Annotated in this window: 20 protein-coding genes; 9 read left to right on the top strand and 11 right to left on the bottom strand. The window is 37.3% G+C overall.

Features of this window, described 5'->3' with window-relative positions:
* Positions 1–92: 92 nt before the first annotated feature.
* On the bottom strand, positions 93–1,247 hold the full coding sequence (locus tag ACA100_RS07400; RefSeq protein WP_481077068.1) for a class II histone deacetylase: 1,155 nt from the start codon (positions 1,245–1,247) through the stop codon (positions 93–95).
* 442 nt (positions 1,248–1,689) lie between these two features.
* Between ACA100_RS07400 and pobA the strand changes: the two genes are divergently transcribed.
* The 7 genes from pobA to ACA100_RS07435 all read left to right on the top strand — a co-directional run bounded on the left by pobA (position 1,690) and on the right by ACA100_RS07435 (position 9,036).
* Positions 1,690–2,859, top strand: a complete 1,170-nt coding sequence (gene pobA, locus ACA100_RS07405; RefSeq protein WP_481077069.1) for a 4-hydroxybenzoate 3-monooxygenase — start codon at positions 1,690–1,692, stop codon at positions 2,857–2,859.
* Positions 2,860–3,005: 146 nt separating this feature from the next.
* Positions 3,006–3,443 carry a YqaA family protein gene (locus ACA100_RS07410; RefSeq protein WP_481077070.1) on the top strand — a complete coding sequence of 146 codons (438 nt, stop codon included), beginning with the start codon at positions 3,006–3,008 and terminating at the stop codon, positions 3,441–3,443.
* A gap of 398 nt (positions 3,444–3,841) precedes the next feature.
* Positions 3,842–4,939, top strand: coding sequence for a nicotinate phosphoribosyltransferase (locus ACA100_RS07415; RefSeq protein ID WP_481077071.1), 1,098 nt, complete (start codon positions 3,842–3,844; stop codon positions 4,937–4,939).
* Entirely contained in the window at positions 4,929–5,687 is a 759-nt protein-coding gene (gene nadE / locus ACA100_RS07420) for an NAD(+) synthase (protein ID WP_481077072.1), read from the top strand. Before ACA100_RS07415 ends, nadE begins: the two co-directional genes overlap by 11 nt.
* A gap of 12 nt (positions 5,688–5,699) precedes the next feature.
* On the top strand, positions 5,700–6,833 hold the full coding sequence (hemW, locus tag ACA100_RS07425; RefSeq protein ID WP_481077073.1) for a radical SAM family heme chaperone HemW: 1,134 nt from the start codon (positions 5,700–5,702) through the stop codon (positions 6,831–6,833).
* A 268-nt stretch (positions 6,834–7,101) separates the two neighbouring features.
* Positions 7,102–8,376, top strand: coding sequence for an O-acetylhomoserine aminocarboxypropyltransferase/cysteine synthase family protein (locus ACA100_RS07430; protein WP_481077074.1), 1,275 nt, complete (start codon positions 7,102–7,104; stop codon positions 8,374–8,376).
* A 114-nt stretch (positions 8,377–8,490) separates the two neighbouring features.
* Complete coding sequence (locus ACA100_RS07435) at positions 8,491–9,036, top strand: NADPH-dependent FMN reductase (protein WP_481077075.1); 546 nt, start codon at positions 8,491–8,493, stop codon at positions 9,034–9,036.
* A 66-nt stretch (positions 9,037–9,102) separates the two neighbouring features.
* Here the strand turns inward: ACA100_RS07435 and ACA100_RS07440 are convergent, their stop codons facing one another.
* The 10 genes from ACA100_RS07440 to ACA100_RS07485 form a co-directional block, all read right to left on the bottom strand.
* Positions 9,103–9,594, bottom strand: a complete 492-nt coding sequence (locus ACA100_RS07440; protein ID WP_481077076.1) for an acyl-CoA thioesterase — start codon at positions 9,592–9,594, stop codon at positions 9,103–9,105.
* Between the two features lie 10 nt (positions 9,595–9,604).
* Positions 9,605–10,378, bottom strand: a complete 774-nt coding sequence (locus tag ACA100_RS07445; RefSeq protein WP_481077077.1) for a TSUP family transporter — start codon at positions 10,376–10,378, stop codon at positions 9,605–9,607.
* 4 nt (positions 10,379–10,382) lie between these two features.
* Complete coding sequence (locus ACA100_RS07450; RefSeq protein ID WP_481077078.1) at positions 10,383–10,928, bottom strand: nitroreductase family protein; 546 nt, start codon at positions 10,926–10,928, stop codon at positions 10,383–10,385.
* Complete coding sequence (gene pepN / locus ACA100_RS07455; RefSeq protein ID WP_481077079.1) at positions 10,925–13,456, bottom strand: aminopeptidase N; 2,532 nt, start codon at positions 13,454–13,456, stop codon at positions 10,925–10,927. The genes ACA100_RS07450 and pepN overlap by 4 nt, the downstream gene beginning before the upstream one ends.
* Positions 13,457–13,474: 18 nt before the next feature.
* Complete coding sequence (murI, locus tag ACA100_RS07460) at positions 13,475–14,263, bottom strand: glutamate racemase (protein ID WP_481077080.1); 789 nt, start codon at positions 14,261–14,263, stop codon at positions 13,475–13,477.
* Positions 14,264–14,269: 6 nt separating this feature from the next.
* Positions 14,270–14,767: a division/cell wall cluster transcriptional repressor MraZ gene (gene mraZ, locus ACA100_RS07465; RefSeq protein ID WP_481077081.1), complete on the bottom strand. Its 498-nt coding sequence runs from the start codon at positions 14,765–14,767 to the stop codon at positions 14,270–14,272.
* A 122-nt stretch (positions 14,768–14,889) separates the two neighbouring features.
* The gene (locus tag ACA100_RS07470; protein WP_481077082.1) at positions 14,890–15,432 is read right to left on the bottom strand and encodes an HdeD family acid-resistance protein; all 543 of its coding nucleotides are present in this window, start codon (positions 15,430–15,432) and stop codon (positions 14,890–14,892) included.
* A 62-nt stretch (positions 15,433–15,494) separates the two neighbouring features.
* A complete protein-coding gene (locus tag ACA100_RS07475) occupies positions 15,495–15,962 on the bottom strand; it encodes a GDYXXLXY domain-containing protein (protein ID WP_481077083.1) in 468 nt (155 codons plus the stop codon).
* Entirely contained in the window at positions 15,952–16,608 is a 657-nt protein-coding gene (locus ACA100_RS07480; protein ID WP_481077084.1) for a DUF4401 domain-containing protein, read from the bottom strand. The genes ACA100_RS07475 and ACA100_RS07480 overlap by 11 nt, the downstream gene beginning before the upstream one ends.
* A 147-nt stretch (positions 16,609–16,755) precedes the next feature.
* Positions 16,756–17,718 (bottom strand): DUF2157 domain-containing protein, encoded by a 963-nt coding sequence (locus ACA100_RS07485; protein WP_481077085.1) that lies wholly within the window; start codon positions 17,716–17,718, stop codon positions 16,756–16,758.
* A 210-nt stretch (positions 17,719–17,928) separates the two neighbouring features.
* Here ACA100_RS07485 and ACA100_RS07490 point away from each other — a divergent pair, with 210 nt between their 5' ends.
* Together ACA100_RS07490 and ACA100_RS07495 are read left to right on the top strand one after the other, a co-directional pair.
* Positions 17,929–19,524 carry a toxin-antitoxin system YwqK family antitoxin gene (locus ACA100_RS07490; RefSeq protein WP_481077086.1) on the top strand — a complete coding sequence of 532 codons (1,596 nt, stop codon included), beginning with the start codon at positions 17,929–17,931 and terminating at the stop codon, positions 19,522–19,524.
* Positions 19,524–20,183, top strand: a complete 660-nt coding sequence (locus ACA100_RS07495) for a hypothetical protein (RefSeq protein WP_481077087.1) — start codon at positions 19,524–19,526, stop codon at positions 20,181–20,183. The genes ACA100_RS07490 and ACA100_RS07495 overlap by 1 nt, the downstream gene beginning before the upstream one ends.
* Positions 20,184–20,268: the final 85 nt, after the last annotated feature.

Here is a 20,268-nt window from a genome sequence, read left to right on the forward strand (position 1 = left end):
AAAAATTGTCTTAAAGAGGAAAAAAGAGCATCAAAGTGGGTGCCATTCCGATGCTCGGTTCTTGTGATGAAACTATTTTTTTGTGAAAAAAATTAGGATGTTTTCTGAGCGAAAAATTCAGCCCAACGATCAATTTCTGCATTTTGCATGTCATTGAATCGTGCATTTGGTTGTTGCTGAATAAAGTAACCTAACATTGGATCTTCAACTTCTGTTTTAATGCCAGACAGTTCTTCCATAACCGCCATGCCACAGAATGGCACATAGCTTTCCGCATATCCGCCTTCGTGCGTGTAAACAACTTTGCCTTCACATACTTCATCTGCGAGCTTTATAACCTCGCGCGTTAATAAACGGAAGCTATCAGAGTGTAATAAAATGCGCCCTAGCGGATCAAATGCATTGGCATCGAAGCCGCAAGCAACAATGATCATTTCTGGTTTAAAGTCTCGGATTGCAGGTGCAATCACTTTTTCCATGGCATAGAGATAAGCATCATGGCCAGCGCCTGGGAAGAATGGCAAGTTCATGTTATAGCCAGTACCTGCATTTTCACCGCGAGCTTCTAATGTGCTGGATTGAGATGCACCATCGAAAACATAATCATTGGGATAACACATATCCTGATGCAAAGAGATCGTTAAAACATCTTCATTATTGTAATAGATATCTTGCTGGCCGTTGCCATGATGTACATCCCAATCAATGATAGCAACGCGCTTTAAGCCAAGCTCTTTTTTAACATTTTCAATCGCCACCGCGATGTTATTTAAGTAGCAAAAGCCAATTGCTTGATCGCTTGTTGCATGATGACCTGGTGGACGAGATAGTGCATACGCATTTTTAAAACGACCAGTGTAAACATCGCGTACAGCTTGTGTTGCTAAACCCGCAGATAGTAGAGCTATATCATAAGTACCAGGGCCAATTGGTGTATCTAAATTATGAGGTGCAGATAAATCACCGCCACCTAAATCACTCACGCGCTTGAACTCATTTAAATAAGATTCAGTGTGAACAAGTGCAACTTGTTCTTTCGTTAATGGTTTGGCTGTTTCAATGGCGAGCTCTTCATGTAAACCTGAAGCAATGATGAGATTCTTTAATCGACGTTTACTTTCTGGTGATTCAGCATGAGAAGCGCCTGATGGTGGTTGAACCCAGCCACCAACTTTGAATTCAAGAATGTATTGACCAACTGAATGCCAAAACGTTCTCTCATCTGTAAAAAAAGCAGTTTTTTTCATAGATCTTCCTTAAAGAGCAGGATGCTCAAATGGGATAAGAAGAAAGGGTGGAGTGGTTTTAATTAATCGCATAAAGTAATTGATAATTATCAAAAAAGCTAGACTATAAAAATAAAACTTTTAAATTAAATTTTAGGCTTAATGGCTGTTTTTAGCCATGATTTCATATACAAAATATATTGAGTAAAATTTGCTCATTCATTTGTTAGTGTTATTACTATTTGATATTTATATGTTTTTTATCTAATTAATGGCAAATGTAGTGATAAATTCAGTTATTGAAAAGTGTATAAATATGTTGATTAAATATTGCTCATTGTTATGTCAATTAGTGGTAGATGGGATATCAGATATTACTAATTAGTAATAGTATATTTTGAAAAAAATAGCATAATTGATTCATGCCTACAAAACCACAACAGATTAAAAGGGAGAGAGAGGGATGAAGACACAAGTTGTCATAATTGGTGCTGGGCCAGCAGGATTATTATTGGGTGAGCTTTTAACGAAAGAAGGGATTGATAATGTCATTCTAGAACAGCGCTCTGGCGACTATGTTTTAGGCCGTATTCGTGCGGGCGTTTTGGAAAGTGTGACAGTGGATGCATTGGATAGAGTTGGCGTAAGCCATCGATTGCATCAAGAAGGTTTAGTACATGATGGTATTGAATTAGTGTTTGATGATATGCATCATCGTGTGGATTTCAACAAACTGATTGGTAAATCAGTGGTTGTTTATGGCCAAACAGAAGTCACGCGTGACTTGATGGAAGCTCGTCAAGCCAAAGGTACAACAACATATTATGAAGCAACAGATGTGGCTTTGCATGATATTAAAGGTGCTGATCCTCATGTAACTTTTATGTACCAAGGTCAATCTATGACAATTCATTGTGATTTCATTGCAGGTTGCGATGGTTTTCATGGTGTTTCCCGTAAATCTATTCCACAGGATGTGATTCAGGAATATGAACGCGTTTATCCATTTGGTTGGTTAGGTTTGTTATCGGATACGAAACCTGTGTCAGATGAGTTGATTTATTCATATACAGAGCGTGGATTCTCATTATGTAGTCAGCGTTCTGCATCGCGTAGTCGTTACTATTTACAGGTGCCTTTGGCTGAAAAAATTGAGAATTGGTCTGATGATCGTTTTTGGGATGAGTTGAGTCATCGCCTTTATCCTGAAGCTGCACGTAATTTAGAGACAGGCCCAAGTTTAGAAAAAAGTATCGCGCCATTGCGTAGCTTTGTTTCTGAGCCTTTGCGTTATGGGAATTTATTCTTAGCTGGTGATGCTGCGCATATTGTTCCACCAACAGGTGCAAAAGGTTTGAATCTAGCGGCGAGTGATGTTCTGTATCTTGCAGATGCTCTCATTCAATACTTTGTAGAAAAAGATGGTGAAGGTATAGAGCAGTACTCGCAAAGAGCACTTAAACGCATTTGGGGTGCGGAGCGATTCTCTTGGTATATGACAACATTATTGCACCATTTTGATCAAGATGATGTCTTTACAGATAAGATGAGAAAGGCTGAATTCATGCATTTAGTGAATTCTGAATATGCTCAGTTATCTTTGGCGGAAAACTATGTGGGCTTGCCTTATTGATCATAATTAATTTAAATATTTCTCATGAGAGTGATGGCGCTAGAGATTAGTGCATCACTCTTTTTTATGGCTGGTTTTAATGCTTGTCAGCCTGTATATGACAGCTCATACTAACTCACTAACCAATTATTATAATGTGTGAGGATATGGGCTCTATTTATACAGCTTTAACGCTTTTGTTTATCTCTGGATTTACATCCGCGACGATCTTGCCAGGCAGTTCCGAGGTTGCATTGATGGCTTTTTTAGAGAAATATCCTAATGCAACATTGATTGCTTGGCTAGTCGCAAGTCTTGGTAATAGTGCTGGAGCGGTTGTTTCTTATTTCTTAGGGCGATTGATTCCACCTAAAAAATTACCATCGCCAAGAGTGCAAAAATATCTTCATAAATATGGTAGTTCGATTTTGCTATTTTCTTGGATTCCTTTCATTGGTGATGCTTTACCCATTGCGGCGGGATGGTTGAGATTGTCCGTTTGGCTGTGTGTGATCTATTTATTCATTGGCAAAACTTTTCGATATGCCATTATGATTTTACTGTGGGTTTATGGTGGATCAGCGTTATTTAATCGATTGATATAATTGTTATCATATTAATTATTAATGCTGCTTAGAGTGCCTATATTGTTTAGTAAGTTAAACAAAGTTTGAAAATTAGACTAAAAAATAGCAATGTCTCAAAAAATATTATTGTCTAATTTTTGATCATATTTTTAGTGTAAAATTATTCATATATATCAATATACTTATAATAATATTATGGGTATTTTTTCATAATTTTGAGTCGATTATCTATTTGTTATTAGCATGTGTTTTATTAGGTGGTTTAAACTAAAAAGTAGTTATTTATTATGTGTTTAGTGTATATTTAAACGAGATTATTTAGTCTGTTTGTCATGCTTATTTATTGAAGATCGTTTAGTTTGATATTTTTTACAAACATGCGATAATAAGTTTCCTTACTAAGATTGATACTGGCTATGAAAGAATTAGAGTTGAAGCAACAGGGAAAAATTAAACGTTTAACAAATGAAACTTTTAAGTTTGATGAGCGTGTGAAGGATGGCTGGTTCTCAGCTGTATATTTTTTAAAAACTACAGAGCTTGCTGAAAAATATTGCAAAGATCGTATAGTTACGATGCAGTTTTTCCAACGTAAAGAGCAAGTAATCGTATGTGGCATTGATGAATCCATTGCGCTTTTACATACATTTGCCAAGCATCCTGAAAATTTAGAAATCGAAGCATTACATGATGGCGATATGATCAATTCCTTTGAAGCTGTATTAACCATCACAGGTAAATATGAAGACTTTGGTTATCTCGAAGGTTTGATCGATGGTATTTTGGCAAGACGCAGTTCAGTTGCGACAAATGTTCATAGAGTCGTGAAAGCAGCGGGTGATAAATCCATTCTCTTTATGGCGGATCGTAATGATCATTTTAGTCAGCAAGCAGGTGATGGTTATGCAGCATTCATCGGCGGCAGCTCTGCTCAAGCTACGCATGCAATGAATGAATGGTGGGGCAAAGAAGGTATTGGCACAATGCCGCATGCTTTGATCCAATTATTTGATGGCGATATTGTCGCGGCATCTTTAGCCTATCGTGAAACATTCCCAGAAGATCGTTTAGTCGTTTTAGTGGATTATCATAATGATGTGATCACAGATTCATTGAAGGTTGCCCGTGCTTTGGGTGAAAAACTAGCAGCTGTTCGTGTGGATACATCGGGCAATATGGTGGATCAATATTTCATGAGAAATCCACAATTATTGGGGCAGTTTGATCCTAGAGGTTGTAATAAAGAGTTAGTATTTGCACTGCGTAAAGCATTGGATGATGAAGGTTTCCAACATGTGAATATCATCGTCAGTGGTGGTTTAACACCTGAAAAAATTAGCGAATTTGAAAAACATAATGTGCCTATTAATGTTTATGGTGTGGGTGCAAGTTTGATTGAGATTAATGTTGGTTTTACTGGCGACAATGTTTTATTGGATGGTCAGCCTCAGGCAAAAGCAGGTCGAGCATATTGGCCAAATCCAAGATTAGAGAAGGTTATTTATGAAGGATAAGAAAATCGCAAATTACGTCGATCATGTAATTGAATGGTTAAATGAAGAACGAAAGCAACGTAATTTAGATGGTTTTGTTGTGGGTTTAAGTGGCGGTGTTGATTCTGCCGTTGTCAGTTGTTTATTGGCTAAGGCAGATTTAAAGAATAGCTTTGCTGTGATGATGCCTTGCCATAGCAATGATGCTGATTTGGAAGATGCTAAGCGGGTTTTAGATGTGTGTCAGTTAGATCACACGACAGTGGATCTATCTGCAACGCACTCTACGTTTTACCAAACAGTCGGCACAGCTAATTTACAAGGCAAAACAGCCAATGATGCACGAGTGATCGATGGTAATGTTCGTGCTCGCTTAAGAATGGTGACATTGTATGCCATCGCACAAGCTCGCAATGCCTTAGTTGTGGGTACGGATAATCAAGTGGAATGGCAAATGGGATATTTCACAAAATATGGTGATGGCGGTGTGGATGTGATTCCGCTGTTTCATCTCATGAAAGATGATGTTTATGATCTCGCTCGTTATTTAGGTGTACCAAACTCAGTGATTGATAAAAAACCATCGGGTGGTTTATGGGAATCGCAGACAGATGAAGGTGAAATTGGCTTGAGTTATGCTGAAATGAATCGTGCTTTACGTGGTGAAAGCGTTTCTGAGGAAACTAGTGCTATCATTAAGCATTGGCATGATCGCTCTCAGCATAAACGTGAGATGCCAAAAGTTCCTCAGCCATTTGCAGATTTTTAAGCTACGAGACATATGATTCCATTAAGTTTATACATACACTTTCCTTGGTGTATTCAAAAATGCCCATATTGTGATTTTAATTCACATCAATTGAAAAACGACTCTTATGAAGTGGATTATGTGGATGCTTTATTGGCAGACATTGTGGAAATTGTGCCCAAAATTTGGGGGAGAACCATTCGCACAATTTTCATCGGTGGAGGAACACCAAGCTTAATGAAGCCAGATGATATGGCTCGTTTAATGAGTGGTTTGCGCAGCTATCTGATTTTAGATCCTCATGCTGAAATTACTATTGAAGCAAATCCTGGCACTGTGGATGCTAATTATTTTAAGGCTTATCATGAAATAGGTATCAATAGAATTTCCATTGGTATTCAGAGCTTAAACGATGCTCATTTGAAAAAGTTAGGCAGAATACACCAAAGTGATGAAGCAAAAAGAGCAGTGCAAATCGCGCGTGATGCAGGCTTTGATAATATCAATTGTGATTTGATGTTTGCATTGCCAGATCAAACGGTAGAGCAAGCATTGAGTGATCTACAAGGTGTGATTGATTTGAAACCCGATCATATCTCTCATTATCAATTGACGATGGAGCCGAACACTTATTTCTATAAATATCCGCCAAAATTGCCTGAAAGTGAATTGATCGAAGAAATGCAATTGCAAAGCTATGCTTTATTAAAAGCCAATGGTTATCAGCATTATGAGGTTTCTGCATTTGCCAAAGCAGGGCATCAATCGAAACATAATCGAAACTATTGGGAATTTGGAGATTATATTGGTATTGGTGCTGGTGCGCATGGCAAGATTACAATGCAAGGTGAATCTCGTATTTTACGCACTTCTATTGAAAAACATCCGACACAGTATTTGAAAAAAAGTGCGAGCGAGCGTTTAACGATAGAGGACGTGGTTAATGAAGAATTGCCTTTTGAATTTATGCTCAACGCATTGCGTTTAAAGTATGGGGTTGAAGAAGCGATTTTCTCTGAACGAACCTATTTACCAATATCCGTGATTGAAGATAAGCTAAATTTATTAGAATCTCGCAATTTGATTGTGCGTGAGCAAGGTCAATTAAGAACGACAGATCAAGGCTTTCTGTTTTTAAATAATGTCCTGTCTGAGTTTATAGATTAATCTTTAATTAATGGGGTTGACGGCATTTATTTAATATGCTTATATGGATGCTGTAAAACCTATCTGGGAACAGAAATGAACTTTTTATTTGTAGTTGAAATGATGATGCTTTAGAGAGTTACTTGCAAGAGTGACTCTCCTTTTCGATTGAGTCACTCTAAAGCGCAAATATTTCAAAATGCAAAATACAACCGGAGTGACGAAAGTCCCTTCGGTTTTTTTTATGCTGTAATTTTATATTAATGAGTTTATTGAGGAGAAAATAATTATGACACGCCCATTACATTTAGAAACTTTAGCTGTTCACCAAGGATTCAGAGGCGACGAAACGAACTCAATCGTTCGTCCAATTCACACATCAACAGCATTCCATTTCAATGATGCTGATCACGGCGCAGATCTATTTAACTTAACAGCAGCGGGGAATATCTATTCTCGCTTAACAAACCCAACGAATGATGCTTTAGGCAATGTTGTAGCGGAATTGGAAGGCGGTATTGGCGGTTTATCAGTGGCATCTGGTGCGGCAGCATTATTGACAACAATCTTAACGATCTGTGAAGCAGGTGATCACATTGTGTCATCTAAGTCGATTTATGGTGGTAGCTATTCACTACTATCTAATACATTGAAACCATTTGGTATCAATGTGACTTATATTGATCAATCAGCACCGAAAGAAGAGATTGAAAAAGCGGTATTACCCAATACTAAATTATTATTTGCTGAAGTGATTGGTAACCCTAAAGTTGAAGTGTTGGATGTGGAAAAATTTGCAGCAATTGCGAAAGCGAATGATATCCCGTTCGTAGTAGATGGCACATTTACACCGCCTGCAATTTTTAAGGCATTTCAACATGGTGTTGATATTTTAATTCATTCAGCAACGAAATATTTGGGCGGTCATGGTAATGCATTGGGCGGCATCATTGTGGATGCAGGTACATTTAACTGGGCAAATGGTAAATTCTCAAGCTTCACACAACCACAAGATGCTTATCATGGCTTAGTTTATACAGAAGCATTTGGCAACTTAGCATTCTTAGTGAAAGCGCGTGCCCATGTATTGCGTGATATCGGCACAACATTGAGCCCATTCAATGCATTCTTGATTTTGCAAGGCATCCAAACTTTACACATTCGTTTGGATTATGTTTCTAAAAATGCATTGGCATTGGCTGAATGGTTGGAAACGCATCCTGAAGTTGAATGGGTGAGCTATCCATTATTAAAAAGTAGCCTTGATTACGATCGTGCAACAAAATATTTCCCGAAAGGCGCAGGTGGTGTTTTGGCTTTTGGTATTAAAGGTGATAGAGAGAAGAGTAAAGCGTTCATCAATGGCTTGGAATTAGGCATTCATGCTGTGAATGTGGGCGATGTGAGAACAATTGTGACGCATCCAGCGAGTACAACACATCGTCAAACACCAGCAGAAGAATTAAAAGCAATTGGTATTTCTGAAGGCTTCATCCGTATTTCTGTGGGTTTAGAAAATATTGAAGACATCAAGGCCGATTTAGACCAAGCATTAAGAAAATAATCCTAGGCTTCAAAGGATTAATTGATCATGTTAGTGTGGATAGGATAAAACATTATCATTCACACTGCATGTGATCTATAATCGATCGGTATTTATTGATAAAGGAGTAACCACGTGAAAACAATTGCGTTCGTTGTGGGAAGTTTACGTCAAGGATCATATAATCAACAATTGGCTAAAGCAGTTAGTCATTTATTGCCTGTAGATTATACGGCTGTGTTTGCAGATATCAGCAAACTTCCTTTATATAATCAAGATAATGATGCCAATACACCAAAAGAAGTATTAGATTTTAAGAAAGTGATTGCAGCAGCCGATGCTGTCATTTTTGTAACACCAGAATACAATCGCTCAATTCCTGGCGTTTTGAAAAATGCTATTGATCAAGGTTCGCGTCCTTATGGTAATAATGTGTGGCATGGTAAACCTGCGGGTATTTTAGGTACGAGTCCAGGAGCGTTGGGTACTGCATTAGCACAACAACATTTGCGTAATGTGTTAGCTTTTTTGGATATGGCAGTATTAAGCCAACCAGAAGTTTATTTACAATTCAACGAAAGCTCGTTTGATGCGGATGGCAATATCACAAATGATAGTACAAAAACATATCTACAAGGCTGGGTGAATCACTATCTAGAGTGGGTTAAGAAAACGGTATAAAAGTTATTGGCATAAAAAAGCCCTTGAAAATTAAATCCCAAGGGCTTTTGCAGTTATAAAAGCGAATTATAGTTCGTTCTTATCTAACATCTCTTGTGCAAGCTTACGTGCTTTACGGCGCATTAGTGCTTTATTCCAACGCTCTTTTTGCTCTTCATTTTCGATGCAAAGAGGCGGAACTTTTGTGGATTTACCATCTTTAACCGCAACCATTGTGATATAGCAGCTGTTAGTGTGACGTTTTTTACGTGTTGTGATATTTTCAGCTTCAACACGAATGCCCACTTCCATTGAAGAGTTACCCACATAGTTGATAGATGCTTTACAAGTTAATAATTCTTGTACATGAATAGGTTCTTTGAATAGAACATAGTCCACAGATAGAGTTACGACATATTGACCAGCATAACGGCTTGCGCAGCTGTATGCTACTTGGTCGAGTAGTTTTAATAAATCGCCACCATGAACATTGCCAGAAAAATTGGCCATATCAGGCGTCATTAAAACTGTCATCTCTAATTCGCGTTCAGGTGCGAGTGTGCTTTCTACATTACTCATTTTGGTCTCTTTAATTTGTGAAATACTCAATATATGTTAATCGCCCTGCAATGATAAATACAAGGGTGATGAAAAGTGGTTTGATAAATTTTTCGCCATATTTGATCGCACTACGTGCACCAATATAACTGCCGAGTGTAAACCCAACCACCATGAATGCACCCATGATCCATGCAACCTTACCAGCAATAGCAAAGATCACAAGTGCAGCGATGTTGCTCATGCTATTCATTAAGCGTGCAACACCTGAAGAAATCATAAAGTCTTGGTTAAAAATTCGGTTATACAAAACTGTCCAGAAAGATCCTGTGCCTGGGCCGATGAAGCCATCGTAAAAGCCCAATCCTAAGCCCGAAGCAATCTGCTTTGGCTTGGATACGGTGTGATCTTCTGATTCCAAGAAGTTTCTAGATTTTGGAATCAGCATATAAATGCCAATGGCGATCAATAAAGGTGGAATCATTTTTTTAATGAAACTTGGATCTAAACTCAATAAGAATAATGCACCAATAAAACTGCCTGTTAAAGTCATAGCAGCACACCAAATCCACTCTTTAGGATTAATCACTTTGCGTTTAATGTAAGCCCAAGCTGCGATAGAGGTTCCAAAAACCCCCATATATTTTCCCATTGAAAGGGCGATATGTGGTGGTGCGCCAATGCTTAGCATTAATGGCGCAGTGATTAAACCGCCGCCGCCAGCGATAGAATCCACAAAGCCTGCTAAAATAGCAGCTAAGAACAATACAATAAACAGCAGAAGAGTTGGATCTGAGTAGTGCATATATCTACTCCAAAATAGAGGAATATTGGTCTATTGTTGGTCGAGAGAAAGTTTTCGGCTCTTTATCAGCATAACCATACCAAAGCATTCCGATGATCTCTTCTTTCTCAGCATCTACGCCACAGATTCGATACCATTCGTCTGTTTCAAACAGTGATGCTGTGGACCATTTAGCACCAATCCCTTTTTCATCTAGAGCCAGCATTAAAATGTACATCGCAATGCTGATGGTCGCGTAGTCTTCTTTAGCTGTTTTATCCACTTCAGAGCGCTTTTGCGTCACTAATAACCAACCAGGAATGGATGACCATTTTTTTAACTTTTGTTCGGCTGATTCTTGTGATTTTTGTGCAAAAGAATCATAAGCATAAGCGAGTAAGTTTTCACGAACTTGACCTTTCACTTTATAAAAATGATAAGGGAAAGTTAAGTGATGATTCGGTGCATGCACCACTAAAGCCAAAGCTTCATCAATGATTGCATCATCAATAGATTCTGGTTTGTAATGATGCGTTGTGCGGCGCTTTATGATGCTCTCTTTAATACTCATAACGATTTACTCAACTGTTCTGCAAGGTTGGTTGATAACTGATTAGCGAGTTGTGCTTTCACTAAGTTGCGAATCGCATCTTGATCAGATTGCTTTAAGAAATCTAATTGTGAAAATGGCGTTGCTAATCTCGCGGCAACTTGTGGATTGATCTTGTCGATCATCATGATGTTGTCCAATAACCAAGGATAAAACTGTTGTGGCTGCTGATACAATGCCACTTTATTTTGTCCTAATGCGCCTAATAATGAACGAACACGATTAGGATTATGACTATTGAATTCATTGTGATGACGCAATTGATTCAATACTTCTAATGTAATATATGGGCTAGATACCTGTAATGCAAACCATTTGTCCACAACTGAAGGATAAGCTTTATATTTTTCTAAGAAGTTAGTGAGTAATGTTTTTGCTGTGCTGTGATTATTCAATACAGAAGCACGCAATGCTGCCATGCGATCCGTCATATTAGTTGCAGCTTCATATTGCTTGGCAACCGTGATTTCGTGATTCGGTAAAGTTGCTAAATAATTCAATACGCTATTCTTTAGATCACGGGCTGAAGCATTACCAATCATTTGTGATTGATAGATGTCAAACCATTGTGTTTCGTATGCTTTTGCCGCGTATTGGATCAAACCTCCACGTTGTTCCCAAATTTTTGCTAAATCTTTTTCAGCAGTTGTACTTTGAATTGAAATAGGATCAGGCAATGTGAAAAATAATGCATAAAAACTTGGCTCTTCACGGCAAGCTTCAAAGAAACTGTCCAATGGTGCAATGAATTTTGCTTGTTTTTCTTCGATGGTTTGATTCGATGCAATTAATTCTGAAATGTAGCGTTGTGATGCTTCCCAGCGTGCAAAGTCATCAGTTTCAAAGAAGGCAATTTTCATCAGTTCTTCTTCAGAGTATGGATAATCCACAATCACAGGCGCAGAGAAATCCCTAAAGAGCGATAATGCAACATTCTTGTCTTTGCAAGGCACAGTGATGCTTTCTTCCCATGTTTTGAGAATGAATGTATCTTCATAAATAATTTTATCTTCGCTACCAATCAACGCAAAGCGAATCGGAATCCATTGTGGTTGTAAATTGCTACCTTCGGCAGATAAGAGCTGTTTAAATGTAAGTTTAATGCCATGTTCAGTCGTTTCTTTTGCAACTTGTACTCGTGGTGTGCCAGCTTGACTATACCAATGCTCTAGGCCTTTAAGATTCGTATTATTAGCTTCCGCCATAGATGCTAAGAAATCATCACAAGTTGCCGCTGTGCCATCAAATTTATTGAGATAGTGAGTTAAACCTTTTTTGAAGCCTTCTTCACCTAATAATGTTTGGTATAAGCGGACAACTTCCGCGCCTTTTTCATAGACGGTTGTTGTGTAGAAGTTACGCATTTCCACATAACTTTCTGGGCGAATAGGATGCTTTAAACGGCCAGCATCTTCTGGGAATTGATAAGCGCGTAACATTTTAACATCGTCAATACGCTTTAAGCCGCGATGGCGTAAATCACTTGTGAATTCTTGATCACGGAAAACTGTTAAACCTTCTTTTAAAGATAGCTGGAACCAATCACGGCAAGTGACTCGATTACCTGTCCAGTTATGAAAATATTCATGACCAATGATGGATTCGATGGTTTCAAAATCTGCATCTGTTGCAATTTCTGAGTTAGCGAGCACATATTTGGCATTGAAAATATTTAAGCCTTTATTTTCCATCGCGCCGCCATTGAAATCGTGGATGGCAACGATGTTGTATTGGTCTACATCACACACTAAATCAAAGCGTTCTTCATCCCATTTCATCGCACGTTTTAACGCGCCTAAAGCATAATGGCATTGATCCACTTCGTTATGCGCTGCATAAATGCGCAGTTGTACTGGTGATCCATCTGGGCGAATGTGCTTGTCTTCAATGTAACCCAAATCACCTGCAACTAATGCAAATAGATAACTTGGTTTTGGGAATGGATCATGCCAAATGGTTTGATGTAAACCATTATCTAAATCTTTCGCTTCCAATAAATTACCGTTGGATAATAAAACAGGGCAGGTTGCTTTATCTGCAATGATTGTCACTGTATATTTCGCCATGATATCTGGGCGATCAGGATAATAAGTAATGTTTCTAAAGCCTTCAGGCTCACAATCGCTACAGAAAATTTTGTTGGATAAATATAAACCTTCTAGTGCACTATTATTTGCAGGATCTAATTGATTAGATAAAGTGATGGTTAATTCATCATCTTCCAGATTGTTCAGATGAATGTCATGTTCAACATATTGAATGTCATCTAAAATGATCGAGGTATCATTAATTCTTAATGATAAAAGCTGCGAATGCTCTGTACCATTTAAAATCAATGTACGAGAAGTTGTTTCTGTGTTTTTAGAAAGCTTTAATTCTGTTGTGACTAAAGTTGCATTGGGATTTAATACAAATTTGAGTGAGACATCTGTTACCCAAAAATCTGGCGCTTGATAATCTTTACGAAAAATTTCTTGCAATGCTGGCATGTAGATTCCTTTAGTCAACTAAACTGCTAATGTACAAACAGAGCCTTGAGGCATCTGAAGAAGGTCGATTTGGTTTTGGAATGTTGCCAAATCGCCTGTCGTGAAATAGTGATAAGTGGATGATTCACTCGGCTGGATACTGTATTGCGCTAAACAATGTTGTGTATGCTTCGCAACAGCATCTGCGGGATTCACTAACGCTATTTCAGGTTTAAGTATAGAACGTAATTTCGGTTCTAAGAATGGAAAATGCGTACAACCCAAAATTAATTGGTCGACGGCGCTATTGTTCAATGGTTTTAATGTTTCATGAATCGTTTGTTCGGCAATTGGACCGTCAAAAATGCCTTGCTCAACTAAAGTTACCCAATCATCTGCGGGGATTTTAGTCACAGAGACTTCCGTGGCAAACTCATGAATGAGATGTGTTAAACGATGATTGTTGATCATGGATGTTGTGGCTAAAATTGCAATTTCTTTGCTTTTGGATGATCGCGCCGCAGGTTTAATAGCAGGTTCAATGCCGATAATAGGAAAGGCTGGATTAGGATACGCTTTTCTCAATTTCTCTGCGCTGATTGCAGTTGCAGTATTACACGCGATGACTAAACAATCGATGTGATGTGCTTGGATGAGATATTCTGTTAATTTTTGCATTCGATCATGAATATAATCGTGGCTTTTTAAACCATAAGGCAAATGAGCAGTATCTGCTATATAAATGTAATCCGCAGTGATGGGATACGAAACAAAGGCTTTCATCACTGAAAGCCCACCGATACCAGAATCTATGAAGCCTATTTTCATTTCAGATTAACGACGCATGATGGGAACAACAATACTTTCATCGAACTCAAAGAGTTCTTCCTCTTCGTATTTTACCATGACTTCTTCAGCTAAGTTAGAGAAGTCTTCAGGATCGATGGATAACATTGAGTCATAAGTATCACGATCCCAAACTTCAATTAAAGATCCGTTACCTGACAAGATGATTTCAGAAGTAATATTGGCATAAGCCATTAATCTTGCAGGAATGACAAAACGACCTTGAGCATCTAGCTGAATTTCAGTTGCGCCACCGCGCACAAAGCGTACAAAATCTCGTTCTTTTTTAACAAATGAATTGAGCTTGGTGAGTTGTGCGTCTACTTCTTGCCAAATATGGTAGGGATAAAGATTTAAGCATTTATCAAAGGCGCGATTGAGAACAAAGCGATCCGTTTCTTCTAACTGTTTTTTTAGGCTAGCAGGGAGCGCAAGACGCTTTTTAGCATCCATTTTGAGCTCGAATTCACCTAAATAGCTAGTCATAATTATTTGATCAAATATTTAACATGTTCCGACGATTGTAGCACAATTTTCAAAAGCTCAAAGAAAGAAACCTCAATAATATTATCGAGGTTTTCATTATGAATTCAATGTCCTATCTTGGTTTAGCTGTTCTTTTTAAGAAAAAATCCCCAATATAATTCAAAGATGCCGAATGTAATGATGGCGATGCTGAAAATACCCACAATAAATACACCAGAAATAATAGGAGACATTAAGAAAATAAAGCCAAAAACAATACCAATGATTGGTAGCGCGATGATGCCTTTTGGCGTGTTGGCAATCGCTGGAATATCTGAATGCTTTAAGCTCAACACGATGCCTAAACCTAGGATTGATCTGAATAATACCCAAAAGCCAAATAAGAAACAGATGACTAAAATAGCTTCACCTGCTGGCATTGTGATGAATAAAATACCAATGATGATATCAATTGCACCAGATAAAAGTGACCAACCCCAGTTTTGATTAACAGCTGAAACAGAGAAAACTTCAAAAATTCCTGTCATTAAGAACATGAAGCCCACAAAATAAGCAATGGTTAATAATGTTGATTCAGGTGTGAATAAACTCCAAAATCCAATAATAATGAATAAAACGCCGATGATCGCCGTTAACCACCAATTGTTGTTATCTGTATTTGCCATTCTGACTCCTTATATGATTATTTAAGATGACTTGTATAACGATAATGGACTGCACTTTTTCATTATATCAGATTGATGGCTTGGAGATGATTATCCATCATATCGTTCAGCAAAAATTGATCAGGTGAAATATAGCGAAATGCACCGTATTTTGCAGTGGCATAAGCATCAGCATAGCCTTCTTGAAAATAGAAACGATCTGGTCTTAATTTGTCCTGAATTTTGAATAATCGCTGATTCTTTGTCAGGGGTTCACCTTTGTAATATTTTGCATCTATCACGATATTACGATCATCTAATGTCACAATGAACATTTGAATATTCTCATCAGAATGATTGCGTAAATTATGTTTGAAGTTTAATGCCATATAATCGCCCAACATAAAAGCACGAGGATCAACAGGCACCAATTCAAAATAGATCGTTTCACCGTTGGTTTTGATGGCTTCTTTTTGGAAAATTTGCACATTCATGAATAACAATATGGCAATGAATGATAATAGCAGTAGATAATTCTGTTTAATTTTCATGGCGTATTTTCTCAAAATAGTGAAATGCATAGCGAGCAATTAAAATCACAATGCCTGTGGAGATTAAAATGATGCCTTTGGTGCTCAATGAGCTTTCTAAATTGTAGTAATAGAAAAATAGTGCGAAACCGAAAAAAAGAATACCTAAAAGATGTATTGTTCTAGATTGTAGATAGAAGCCAATTGCAATGATGATTATGCTCGCAGTAATATTGAGCCAATCGTAGGATTGCCAAATGGGCGAAAACATTAATGCCAGAGTTAATGCAATGATGAAAGTGTAATAGCGCAATGCTTGCTTCGATAAGCTGATGATGATCAAAATGATAAGATAAACAATCATAATGATATTAATCACTTCGCCATTGATGAGTTTGATGAAATGGAAAATATCGGTCAAGCAAAGGATCAAGGCAATCAATGCAAATGTAAACAGTGCAATCCGAATATAAGGGTTACGAAAGAAATAAGCAGTACAAATGCTAAAACAGGCGCTTAATGAGGCTGTGATCGGAAATATATCGTATGTGAAATGATGTTCATAATTTAAAAGCGTTGCCATCATTAAAATATAAGTGAAAGTGAAGAGTGATAGTTTAAGAATCGTTGTACTGAATGTATCTTGGTGGATTCGACCAGCAATCACGGATGATGTGATAGCAAATATGATGAGTAATAATGCTGTGATTGATTCATCATCAATGATTGCTAGTGTGAAATAGACAGGAAAACTATAATGAATTCCATAAGAATGATGGCTGATCCTGTTAATAATAAATTTCTTAGATTGAGGCTATTCATGATGGTTCACCTTATCTGCATAGCTAATGAGTTTAATTGCCCCTCGATATGTGGGATAAATGGCTAAAACTGCGCAAAGCGACGTCGTGATCATGATGGACATAATATCCATATTCGGCAGCGATATAATGCGAAAGAAAAAGATTAAAATTGTGACAAGATAAAGAATCACCATCATGGTTTTTTCATGGCAATGAGCCAATAGTAATATGCCAAGGATCAGCAAGCTCAATAAAATTATCCATGATTTTGTACTATCTTTTGTCAACACGAGTTCTATGCTGAATGTAAATAAGGATGCAATACTCAAAGTAAAGAATATATAACCAATGCTTTTTTGGAAGCTGGGAATTTTAAGCCATTTAGTCAATAGCATTGCGACTGTGAATAAGATAGAAATAACGACATATGTTAATGAATCATCAAACAAAGACCACTGTGAATGGCTCGATAAATAGAGCGTGATTGTGCTGTAAAACAGTAATGCTGTAACAATCGTGACAAATTGCTGGGGCAAGATAATAGCAAAAGGTAATAAGCAAATGCCCCAAACTAAAGTGAAGTGATATAGGCTACTATTGATCTGGTAAATTTGCCCAAATACAGCCCAGAATGAACCAATTACAATGGCGAATATTCCACCTGCAATGGATCGATGATGTGCTTTTTGGGTGAGCAATATCGAAATAAAAGAGATTAATAATGCTGTTTCAGCAATCGCTAATTTATTAAAATCTGTGAGTTGAAACCAATTAAATGCCGTTAAGCAGATCATGCCCGCAGCGATTAAAATCCATCCTAACAAGTGAATATAACTATCAACTAATTGCCATGGCTGTGTTGAGGTTAGATTGCTGGCCATTGCCTGTTCAAATTTATCATCAGAAAGAACTTTCGTTTGATGTAGAAATCTCAGAATCATTCTGGGCTTTGAAGATTTTTTTAGATCAATCATGGTTAAAACCTATGAGTTTATTGTCATTCAATAGTTGTTAATTTAGCATTTAATAAAACGATGATCAATTTTATGATTCTTGGTGGAAATTTTGGTCAATCAATCAATAATCATGATAATGATGAATTAAGTGTTTAGCTTGATAAACATCATGCCCTTACGATGAATGTGTGTCATACTCATGGGTAAATTTTGATCATAAAGGCTGATATGAAAACAATAATAATCGCCACATATATAGGTTTAATGGTAGCAATCAATATTGCTAATGCTCGGCCATTTGAGCCATATTTTATCTATTTTGATGATGCTGGTAATGAAATCTCTGAACCGATTTATGGAGGATCGTTTCGAGTGATTTTAGCAAAAGATGATAAGGGCGTTTATTGGGTGCAGGATTTTAAACAAGTTGATTTTATCGATCGTTTTAATCCTGCCATTACGCCAGTTTATTCCATTCATGAAAAGTCAGATTTATCTGATTATTCTTACCAGACAAAAGAACACTCAGTTGAGCCATTCAATCGCCCATTGATCTATTATCATGATCAAAACTCACCTGCAAAATACGATCCAATTGCATTACCATCGGTTAATGATGATTCTTTAATTCTTTATAATGCTTTGAATCAACAAATATTATTAAAAGGGCAATATCAAAACGGATTGCGCTCAGGTTTATGGCAAGCTTATGGCGATGATTCACAAATTCTATTGGCAGTGGATTATGAACAAGGCATACCAAAATCTTGGGAATGGCGGGATTATGATGGTTCCTTGATCAGCCGTGAATTACCAGTTTTTAAACCGCAAAAGATAGAATTAGAGTCAGATGTCTATTATTTTAATCAAGATGGTTGGATGATGGCACGTTATCCTGATCAGCCTTATGAAGTGAAACGCGTTGTTTTGACTAATAATGAACATGGTGTTTTAATTCAAAACTATAATGATCAAGATCAGCCTATTTCAGATGCGTATTATTTGCAATGTGACGACATTGCTAAAGCTGTTAAAACACAGGCAACAGAATGTGTGTTGGGTGCAGGACTATTGGATAAACCAAAGATGAAAGAGGCGCTTTTATTCAATGGTAATCATGCGATTGGTTGGCGATATTTATCTGCACAGCAACCATCCATGACATCAATGATCAATTTTTCACCTTTGGATGCATCAGGAAAAATGAATGGTACATCTTATTTAAAAGAGTCATCAGATTTTAGAGTGATTATGATTCAAAATGATTATGATCATGGCACTTTGCAATATCAAATCGTAAGGGATATTAACACTGGAGATAAATTAGCAGAAATACAGCGTTTATCTGATTATCCAAAATATTATTATTCAGCTAAATATAGTGATGATGAACCGTATTTATCCGAGTATTTTTATTTTTCTGAAGATAATCAGAAGATTTTGCATGGTCCGCAAACAACATGGGCGAATGATGCCAATCAAATGAATCCCATTCAATCCATTAAAGATTATGAGCATGGAAAACTTAATGGTCGTGCTTATGAGTTTTCATCTGATGGAATTTTTTTAACGAAAGAAGAATACTATCAGCATGATGAACCTTCTGGCACATGGACACAAAAATTTGAAAAGGATGTGATTAATAATCAAAGCATTTGGGTGCAACCTGGAAAATTTGTGATTCGTTATAGTTACTTGAATGATGGCAGGGTTTATGAAATTCCGATGTTAAATGGTCAACGTCATGGTGATTTTAGAGTGTTGGACAGTGAAGGTAATGTGCTGGAAGTGATGCATTATGAATATGGTCAGGAGATTAAATAATGAAGCATTTAAAATGGATATGTGTCGTACTATTTTTAGGCGCGTTTGCGCATGCAGACGAAGTAACAAAAGCTTATCAAGCAGGTAAAACCGCTTTTTTCCCAAAAAGCCAGCCGGCATTAAGTAAAAACTGTAAAGATGCTTTAACAGGGACATTTGGTTTTTCCAATATTGCACCAAGTAATATTCCATATAATCTAGCTAAAGAGCTAGGTTTTGTTTCATTGGGTGCGGATCTTAAAAAGCCGTTGTATCACATTGGAATGAAGAAAGGGCAATGGTACAGAAAAGGCATGAATAGCGGAAATGTCGCTAAAATCACTGTCGAATATCCTGATCGTTATATGAACGATGGTTTATTTGAAATGTTGGGAGCAAGTTATGATGAGGATAATCCCAAAAAGAGTGATCAAGTGATTATGTGTCGAGCAGATTTTGATCACAATGTCTATCTGTACAGCATTGATACTTCTAAATTATCACTACAAGATTTGTCACAATTTCAGGCTTATGCTGAATATTTTCAATGGAATCCAAAGCCTTCCATTCAAGATCTGAAACGCATGCAGTATCTCCTCGTTTACACATATTCAGAGATTGGGATAGGCGGCATGACATTTATTTTTCCATTAATGCGCATTAATACTAAGCCTTTGTAGAGCGATATCATTGCGTCTTAATTCTTTAGGCGCTATATTAAAGTTTTATTGGCTTTAGTACTAGAAAATGAAGGCTTGCGTGCAC

It is taken from the genome of Wohlfahrtiimonas sp. XWW7 (genome assembly GCF_056716055.1).

Bases quoted from the DNA above. Each gene is read 5' to 3' on its own strand.
- ACA100_RS07400 (WP_481077068.1), bottom strand. From the start codon at position 1,247: ATGAAAAAAACTGCTTTTTTTACAGATGAGAGAACGTTTTGGCATTCA.
- pobA (WP_481077069.1), top strand. From the start codon at position 1,690: ATGAAGACACAAGTTGTCATAATTGGTGCTGGGCCAGCAGGATTATTA.
- ACA100_RS07410 (WP_481077070.1), top strand. From the start codon at position 3,006: ATGGGCTCTATTTATACAGCTTTAACGCTTTTGTTTATCTCTGGATTT.
- ACA100_RS07415 (WP_481077071.1), top strand. From the start codon at position 3,842: ATGAAAGAATTAGAGTTGAAGCAACAGGGAAAAATTAAACGTTTAACA.
- nadE (WP_481077072.1), top strand. From the start codon at position 4,929: ATGAAGGATAAGAAAATCGCAAATTACGTCGATCATGTAATTGAATGG.
- hemW (WP_481077073.1), top strand. From the start codon at position 5,700: ATGATTCCATTAAGTTTATACATACACTTTCCTTGGTGTATTCAAAAA.
- ACA100_RS07430 (WP_481077074.1), top strand. From the start codon at position 7,102: ATGACACGCCCATTACATTTAGAAACTTTAGCTGTTCACCAAGGATTC.
- ACA100_RS07440 (WP_481077076.1), bottom strand. From the start codon at position 9,594: ATGAGTAATGTAGAAAGCACACTCGCACCTGAACGCGAATTAGAGATG.
- ACA100_RS07445 (WP_481077077.1), bottom strand. From the start codon at position 10,378: ATGCACTACTCAGATCCAACTCTTCTGCTGTTTATTGTATTGTTCTTA.
- ACA100_RS07450 (WP_481077078.1), bottom strand. From the start codon at position 10,928: ATGAGTATTAAAGAGAGCATCATAAAGCGCCGCACAACGCATCATTAC.
- pepN (WP_481077079.1), bottom strand. From the start codon at position 13,456: ATGCCAGCATTGCAAGAAATTTTTCGTAAAGATTATCAAGCGCCAGAT.
- murI (WP_481077080.1), bottom strand. From the start codon at position 14,263: ATGAAAATAGGCTTCATAGATTCTGGTATCGGTGGGCTTTCAGTGATG.
- mraZ (WP_481077081.1), bottom strand. From the start codon at position 14,767: ATGACTAGCTATTTAGGTGAATTCGAGCTCAAAATGGATGCTAAAAAG.
- ACA100_RS07470 (WP_481077082.1), bottom strand. From the start codon at position 15,432: ATGGCAAATACAGATAACAACAATTGGTGGTTAACGGCGATCATCGGC.
- ACA100_RS07475 (WP_481077083.1), bottom strand. From the start codon at position 15,962: ATGAAAATTAAACAGAATTATCTACTGCTATTATCATTCATTGCCATA.
- ACA100_RS07485 (WP_481077085.1), bottom strand. From the start codon at position 17,718: ATGATTGATCTAAAAAAATCTTCAAAGCCCAGAATGATTCTGAGATTT.
- ACA100_RS07490 (WP_481077086.1), top strand. From the start codon at position 17,929: ATGAAAACAATAATAATCGCCACATATATAGGTTTAATGGTAGCAATC.
- ACA100_RS07495 (WP_481077087.1), top strand. From the start codon at position 19,524: ATGAAGCATTTAAAATGGATATGTGTCGTACTATTTTTAGGCGCGTTT.